General features: G+C 40.8%; 7 protein-coding genes. All 7 read right to left on the reverse strand.

Annotation, left to right across the window (positions count from 1 at the left end):
• Positions 1 to 30: 30 nt before the first annotated feature.
• Positions 31 to 1,131 (reverse strand): glycosyltransferase family 4 protein, encoded by a 1,101-nt coding sequence (locus HYR79_08815; GenBank protein ID MBI1821794.1) that lies wholly within the window; start codon positions 1,129 to 1,131, stop codon positions 31 to 33.
• On the reverse strand, positions 1,128 to 3,041 hold the full coding sequence (locus HYR79_08820) for a glycosyltransferase (GenBank protein MBI1821795.1): 1,914 nt from the start codon (positions 3,039 to 3,041) through the stop codon (positions 1,128 to 1,130). The genes HYR79_08815 and HYR79_08820 overlap by 4 nt, the downstream gene beginning before the upstream one ends.
• Positions 3,042 to 3,088: 47 nt before the next feature.
• Positions 3,089 to 3,925 (reverse strand): glycosyltransferase, encoded by an 837-nt coding sequence (locus HYR79_08825; protein MBI1821796.1) that lies wholly within the window; start codon positions 3,923 to 3,925, stop codon positions 3,089 to 3,091.
• A gap of 15 nt (positions 3,926 to 3,940) precedes the next feature.
• Positions 3,941 to 4,852: a glycosyltransferase family 2 protein gene (locus HYR79_08830; GenBank protein ID MBI1821797.1), complete on the reverse strand. Its 912-nt coding sequence runs from the start codon at positions 4,850 to 4,852 to the stop codon at positions 3,941 to 3,943.
• Between the two features lie 4 nt (positions 4,853 to 4,856).
• The gene (locus HYR79_08835; GenBank protein ID MBI1821798.1) at positions 4,857 to 5,894 is read right to left on the reverse strand and encodes a class I SAM-dependent methyltransferase; all 1,038 of its coding nucleotides are present in this window, start codon (positions 5,892 to 5,894) and stop codon (positions 4,857 to 4,859) included.
• A gap of 3 nt (positions 5,895 to 5,897) precedes the next feature.
• Positions 5,898 to 6,440 (reverse strand): isoprenylcysteine carboxylmethyltransferase family protein, encoded by a 543-nt coding sequence (locus HYR79_08840; protein MBI1821799.1) that lies wholly within the window; start codon positions 6,438 to 6,440, stop codon positions 5,898 to 5,900.
• Positions 6,441 to 6,684: 244 nt separating this feature from the next.
• Positions 6,685 to 6,996 carry a YgiT-type zinc finger protein gene (locus HYR79_08845; GenBank protein ID MBI1821800.1) on the reverse strand — a complete coding sequence of 104 codons (312 nt, stop codon included), beginning with the start codon at positions 6,994 to 6,996 and terminating at the stop codon, positions 6,685 to 6,687.
• Positions 6,997 to 7,061 lie beyond the last annotated feature (65 nt).

Genomic DNA, 7,061 nt, shown 5'->3' on the forward strand with positions numbered 1-7,061 from the left:
CACTTTTAAAATTAGAAGCATTGTTTATTGTTATCCATTCAAAAAAAGATCTTCATAAACCCGCAGTGTCTTTCTCGCTGTTTCTTCCCAGGAAAATTGCTTGACCCTCTGATACCCCTTTTCAATCATTTCCTTTCGGAGATTTTTATTATTTATTATTTTTTCAATGCTATCGGAAAATCCGTCCACATCAAAAGGATCCAATGTTATCGCGGCCTCTCCGACAACTTCCGGAAGAGATGAAACATTCGAACAAATCACAGGGGTGCCGCAGGCCATCGCTTCGAGAGGCGGCATTCCGAAGCCTTCATAAATGGACGGGAAAACAAAACAGGAGGCATGGGAATATAAAATTCTTAACTCGTCATTTGAAATATAACCCGTAACACAAATTTCCTTGCCTAATTTTTCTTTTAAAATCAGCTCTTTAAGTTCGTCATATTTCCACCCGGCTCCGCCGGCCAAAACAAGGCAGTGGGTCTTTCGAATATTTTCTTTTTTCGCAAACGCTTGAACCAGGGTCTTGACATTTTTCCGGGGCTCAATCGTACCGGCGAATAAGACATATTTTTCTTTTTCAAATTTAAATTTCTGTCTAATCTTAAAAAAAGCCTCCTGATGATGTTCCGGACGGTAAAAAGGATCAACACCTAAATGAATCACTTTTATTTTTTCACGCGGTGACCCGGTAAACCGAACAATATCTTCAAGCGTATTTTGAGAATCCGCCACGATCCGGTCCGCCGACAAAGCTCTTTTCCGGGTTCTCCAAAAAGCAAGTCCGGAACCAAACCTTTTTTTTCCAAATTCCGGGTATTTTACAAGCGCCAGGTCATGGATCGTGATCACATTTCCCCGGGTTCCTTTTCCAGGAAGACGAAAATTCGGTCCGTGAACGATATCAATTTTCTCTTTCCAGATTCGATACCGAAGGTAGGGTTTACTGCCATGAATAACATGGACATCAGGCTTTTTTAAAAAGTGAATGGAATCATTCGGCGGCTCCGTCGAAAAAAGAAAAAAGGCGTGGTCTGTCTTAAACCTTAAAAGCTGTTCTGTTAAATGAAGGGTGTACGTACCAACGCCGCCCCGTTGGCGAAAAATGGGGCTGACATCTATTCCAATTTTCATTTTTGTCTGACTTCCCACAGCTTCGCATATTTGACAAAGGTATAGGCGGCTGTGAAAACAGAATAAATAAAACCCGGTACGCCATCCAGGAAGCCTCTTTTTAAAAAATAAATTTTAATAAAAGTGAAAATCGGATTAAATAAACATTGCGTCCATCTGGAAAGCTTATTCCGGCTTAATTCTTCCTGAGCCGCCAACGTGGTATATTGATCAAATTTCTTGAAATGGTCTGAAATTACCCTTTCGGTAAAATGATCCAGAGGATTTTTGAAATATCCCGCCTTTCCTTTAAGAATGAACATTTCATGGACCGGCGTATGATCGTAGTTTCCGTATCCTTTTTTAAATAACCGAAGCTGGTAATCCGGGTAGGCCCCCCCGTGCCGGATCCATCGGCCATAGAAAAAGTTTCTCCTCGGAATCTCAAAACCATTGAAGGACTCTTTATTTTCGATAACACTCAAAATTTCGCCTTTTAATTCCGGCGTCACTCGTTCATCCGCGTCAACGATCAAAACCCAATTCCCTTTTGCCTGTTCAATGCCGAAGTTCTTTTGAGGACCGAAACCTGCCCATAGCCTCTGAAAAAACCTGACAGAATACGTTGAACAGATCTCAGCGGTTTTGTCCTGGCTTAAGGCATCAACCACGATCATTTCATCCACCCAATTTAAGCTTTCGAGGCATTCCGCTATATTCTTTTCTTCATTTAATGTAATCAGAACGGCAGAAATAGAGGCCTTTGGGACCTGGTGAAAAATTTCTTCTGGCGTCGACCTTTTCCGATGGGTTAAATCATCATACGTCGTCGTGATATCTTTCATCATTTTTTCAACGGAAAAATACTGACGGAGACGTTGATAACCTGCCGTTCCAAATTCTTGACAAAGTCTTTTGTCATCCAATAATCTAAGAACCGCTCTTGCGATTTCTGATGAATTACCCGGCGAAACCAGGATACCGGTCTTGTTGTCCACAACAATCTCGGGGATTCCGCCAACACGGGTCGCGACAATCGCTTTTTTCATTGCCATTGCCTCTAAAAGCACTATTCCAAATCCCTCTAATACTGACGGCAGAACGAATAAATCAAACTGGAGAAGATAGGGTTTAACATCTTCCTGAAATCCCGTATAAACCATATTTTTTGAAATTCCGAGTTTTTCGCCGAGAACTTTCAATTTTTTTGAATAGACAGAATCGCCTGTTCCCACAATGATACAACGGATATCAGGAAATTTTGATTTGAGTTCAAAGACAGCTTGTACCAGGTATTCCAAACCTTTACGGGGAAAAAGATTGGCCACGGTTCCGATTGTGGGGCCGTTCCTATTTTCTTTTTCGATTTTATTGACGACAGGCATATCCTGATCCAGATCCAATCCACTATAAATGGTCCGAATGCGACCGGACTCCATCTTGCAGTTTTGAAGGGTCTTTTTAATCGAATCGGAGACTGGAAATAAAAAATCGGGCTTTTTGAGCCAGTACTGGCGGATTCGTCTGTATTCAAGCTCCTGCCTTAAATGAGCCACGGAGGGAATTCGCGCAAAGTGGGCCGCAATAAAACCAATCGGTATCCACCACATATCATTAATATGAATCAGAGAAACTTTTTCGCTTTTCGCGATTTTAAATAAATAGTAAATAGCGGGGATAAGAAAAGGTAAAGACTTGAGTTTTCGCCAGGGAGGGAGAGGAGAAATAAAGGTTTTAATTCCCATTTTCCGGAGTTGATGGACAATTTCACCTTCTTCGTGACATACCACAACAGGTTCATATCTGTTTTTGTCTAATTTGGCGAGGATGGTGATCAGATCTTTTTCGGCTCCCCCAATTGCTGAAATTCCATGGAGATACAATATTTTTATTTTATTTTGACCTTTGGAATCTTTAAACGCCTCGGTCATTTTGTTTTCCCTATTCTGACATAGGTGGATTTTTCTCAATTCCAATCTTAACCTTTAAAGCCATGTTTCAGGATTTCTCTATAAAATTTCCAGTTTAACCATCTATTTGTACGAGGCCTCAAACGTCTGGCCTGAGAAATTCTACTCTGCATTGTCTTGGGATGAGTCCCTCTAAATTCTTTTAATATTTCATAATAAGCGTAATCATATTCGTCTGACTCTCTATATTTTTCCATCGTTTTTTCATCATAAAAATAAGCCAGACGGCGGTTTCTTTCCTGCATGATTCTCGGCGTTTTTCTGACCCATCCATAGTGATAAACTGTCGCGCCGGAAAAAGCCCACCGGTTTTTCGGCCCTCCCTTTAAATAGACACCATCTTCAACCGCTTCGAATCCGCTCATATCTCCACAGGGTCTCACCCTGCCGTCATTTTTAATCAGTCTGATTTCTTTTCGATACTTCCATGGATTAACCGACCAGAAATCCCCGTCAAAATGGTAATACCAGAACATTAATCCAAGAACCTCTTTTTTCTTCTGATTCTTTTCAACGGATTTTAAAATCGCCGGAAGCTCTTTTTCATGGATGACTTCATCGGCGTTCATGTAAAAAATCCAATCTCCCTTGCAGGCTGAAATCGCGATATTGGCCTGTTGAGAAAAGATCAAACCATCTTTCCTTAACGAATCATCCCAAACAGACTCAATAATTTTTATTTTAGGACTTTTAATCGACTGAATCAGTTTCAGCGTATCATCTTCAGATTTTCCAACGTTAACCACAAATTCATCCACAATTGGCAAAATAGACGATATCGCTTCGACAACGGGATAATCCAGCTCGATCAGGTTCTTTCCAAAAGTAGCGCCGCTGATTTTCAAATTAAAACAAACCTCCTAATAGGGATCTCCCCAATGATAAAGTAAAAACTTTTTTTTATATTTGTACTTGAGATATTTTAACGGCGCTTTAAACCAGGAAGGCGCATCCAGAACCTCTTGAGGAAAAGGCCAGAGCGAGATAACCTCTTCTCTTTTCCATTTATCATAAAGACTAAAACGAGGATGAGCACAGGCAAACGGCTCGGGTTTATTTTTTAAAGTTGCTTGAAGAAAATGATGGACATAGGCCCCGCCAACGGTTTTAATCGGAGCGATATCCCTTTGATCCCTCGCCCGCTTGAGAACATTCAGGCAGATATCCCAATCTGCGGCCTGAAGTCTTTGATCCCAATTTCCGATCTTCTCCATCGCCGACCGTTTCGCGAACACGCAATTCCCGACGATACCCTCCATGACCATGTCACGGGTCCTATCCGCAAAATCCCGGCAAAAGCTCTCCCAATCACCGTACATGTCCTGGATTAGAACCTTTAATCCTTTTTCATCGGACTTTAAATGTTTCAACCGGCCAACCCTGTTCCACTTCTTTCGGACGTTTGCGGTTTCCTTAAGGGTAAACCTCCTTTCAATGCCCATCGGAGACACGATATCCAGCGAGTGTTTTTCGATTGCTTCGATGAGATATTTATCCCAGTGAACCCCCACCCAGACGTCGTTGTTGAGAAAACAGAGATAATCAAACTTCGCCCGCTGGATACCCTGATTCATCGACTCGGGATAACATAAATTCTGTTTATTGGTGATGACCTGACACCCATTGTTCCGAAAAAAGTCCCCTGATCCATCCGTGGAGTGATTATCAATGATAACAATCTCGTGAGGATTAAAGGTATATTTTCGAAGGGACTCCAGATAAAGTTTATTATGTTCCAACTGATTATGGATGGCGGTAATAATACTGATCATGTGGTTAGACTTTCATTTTCTCGGCATAAACGGTAATCGTACCGGATCGACCCAAATGTGAAGCTGTGAATAAAAAAGGGCGGACCAGCATTTTAATGAACCGTTTATATCGGTTTGGCTTTTTATATTTGAATTGATAAAGGTAATCGAGACTCAGCAAAAAGGTCCCTGCACCGCTATCTCCCCTGATTTTTGTAACCCTCAACCCATTATTTTTTAGAGTTTTTTCAAGGGTCTTCGGAGAAAAATGGTATAAATGCCTCGGGAGCTCCAATGGGAACCAGTAGGATTTAAAAAACTTTGCTTCAATACTATCTGAATTAGGAAGACTGATAATCAAGAGGCCATCGTCCGTGAGAATTCTCTCGGATTCTTTCAAAATTTCTCCTGGAGAATACATATGTTCCAATGAATGATTGAATAGGATGACATCAAAAAATGAATCGGGATATTTAGCGTCAAGAAGATTTTGGGGAATTCCATCAATATTTAAGCTTTCTTTTGCAAATTGAGCGGCCCGGTGATTCATTTCAACGCCGTAGACTTTCCATCCGTCTTTTTGCAATCCCTTTAAAATGGAACCGTTTCCACAGCCTATATCCAGCACTCTCCCCTCTCCCCGGTAGGGAATAATCCCTTTCTCCCTTCCGGCAATCATCAACCGAAACCTTTCGAGCCGAAGAAATGCTTTTTTCAAAAAAGACCCTGGCCAGCTTTTTTTCGTTTTCCCGGTGTCGGGGTAACCATAAAACTCTATTTTGAGATTCTGTCTTATTTTTTGAGACCATTTACGGAATCCAGTGGTCTGTTGATCTCCATTTATCTGAACCGGGGGGGGTAAAGTATAGTATTCATCAAAATAATATTCTGATATAACTTCTTTTACAGGCCTGGGATTCGTATACCGGAGATGACAGTCCTTGCACTCGACAATATGAAACAATTCCCCGCTCTTTGGAAAAGCGAGGTCTTCCTGGACAAGGATATCATCCGTATTCGTTGTCCCGCAGGCATCGCAGGGAACCGTCTCTAACCTGGTCATATTTTATTGAACCGCTTTTATCATAATCACGATCAAAACTCCGATGATTCCCATCCAGGCATTATATTCCCGGTGGCGGAAAACCCTTTCCCAATAAAAAGGATGGGGCGGATTTTTTTTGAGAAGCAAACGGGGAATAAAACGGGGAACGCTTTTTTTGTAGTCGGTAAATGTCTGGCCGAAAACTTTTAAAAGGGTTTTTTCTTCATCCAGAATCGTCGACCTGTAAATAAAAAAGAATAAAAAAATAAATAAAAGGACGGCTATCCATTGATTTCCGATAATAACAAATCCCAGTCCCAATAAAAAATTACCAACATATAAGGGATTACGGGTATGGGCATAAGGGCCCCAGGTGGTCAGCTGTTCATATTCTTTATTAATACAACCGGAAGCCCAGGTGCGAATGAACTCTCCCAGAATAATGAATGGGATCCCCCATAAAATCGATGTTATGGTAGGCTTGGCCAGCCATAAAAAAACAAGCGCTATCAATAAACTGATAAAAGTCCGGTAATGGCCGATGAGCTGGTTAAGTTTTTGCATTTTTGTGAAGTTCCCATAATTTTGAATATTTAACAAATGTATAAAAAGCGTAAAGCCCGCATAAAATGATTCCCGGAAATCCTTTTTTGTACCCTTCTTTGAGGAGATACGTTTTTAAACAGGTATAATGTTTGTTTCAATTAGACCTAAGCAGGTATAAAGAGAAGTTTAAAAATCATTTTTTGTATCAAAAATTGTGGAATCAAATAATTCTGTGGAATTTCAGGCCACAACAAATCCAGACCTAAACGGCAATTGCAACCTCTTTACGTCTTTCTCCAGGATGAGGCTGGGTTTTAATAAAACTGTTAATATCTTCAATCACTCTATTGACCAAACGATTGACATCCTCCGCCACACGTCCGGAAATAAAGGATTGACCACATTTAGAGCAGACATCAGCAGAAACATTCTTAATGGTTATCTTGATACCTGACAATTCATAAACTAATTCTGTTTTGCCTGGTTTTATAATGCCTTTACACTCCGGGCAAATTCTTTCTTTAGACATTACTTTTTTCCTCTCTTTCTCCGGCGTTGATAATTGTTTATCCATTCCCCATCGGTCGGAATATACACTGTAGGAATATACATCATCTCTTTATCTGAGTAATCACAAAC

The organism is Nitrospirota bacterium (assembly GCA_016178585.1).
Classification (GTDB): Bacteria; Nitrospirota; Nitrospiria; order JACQBW01; family JACQBW01; genus JACOTA01.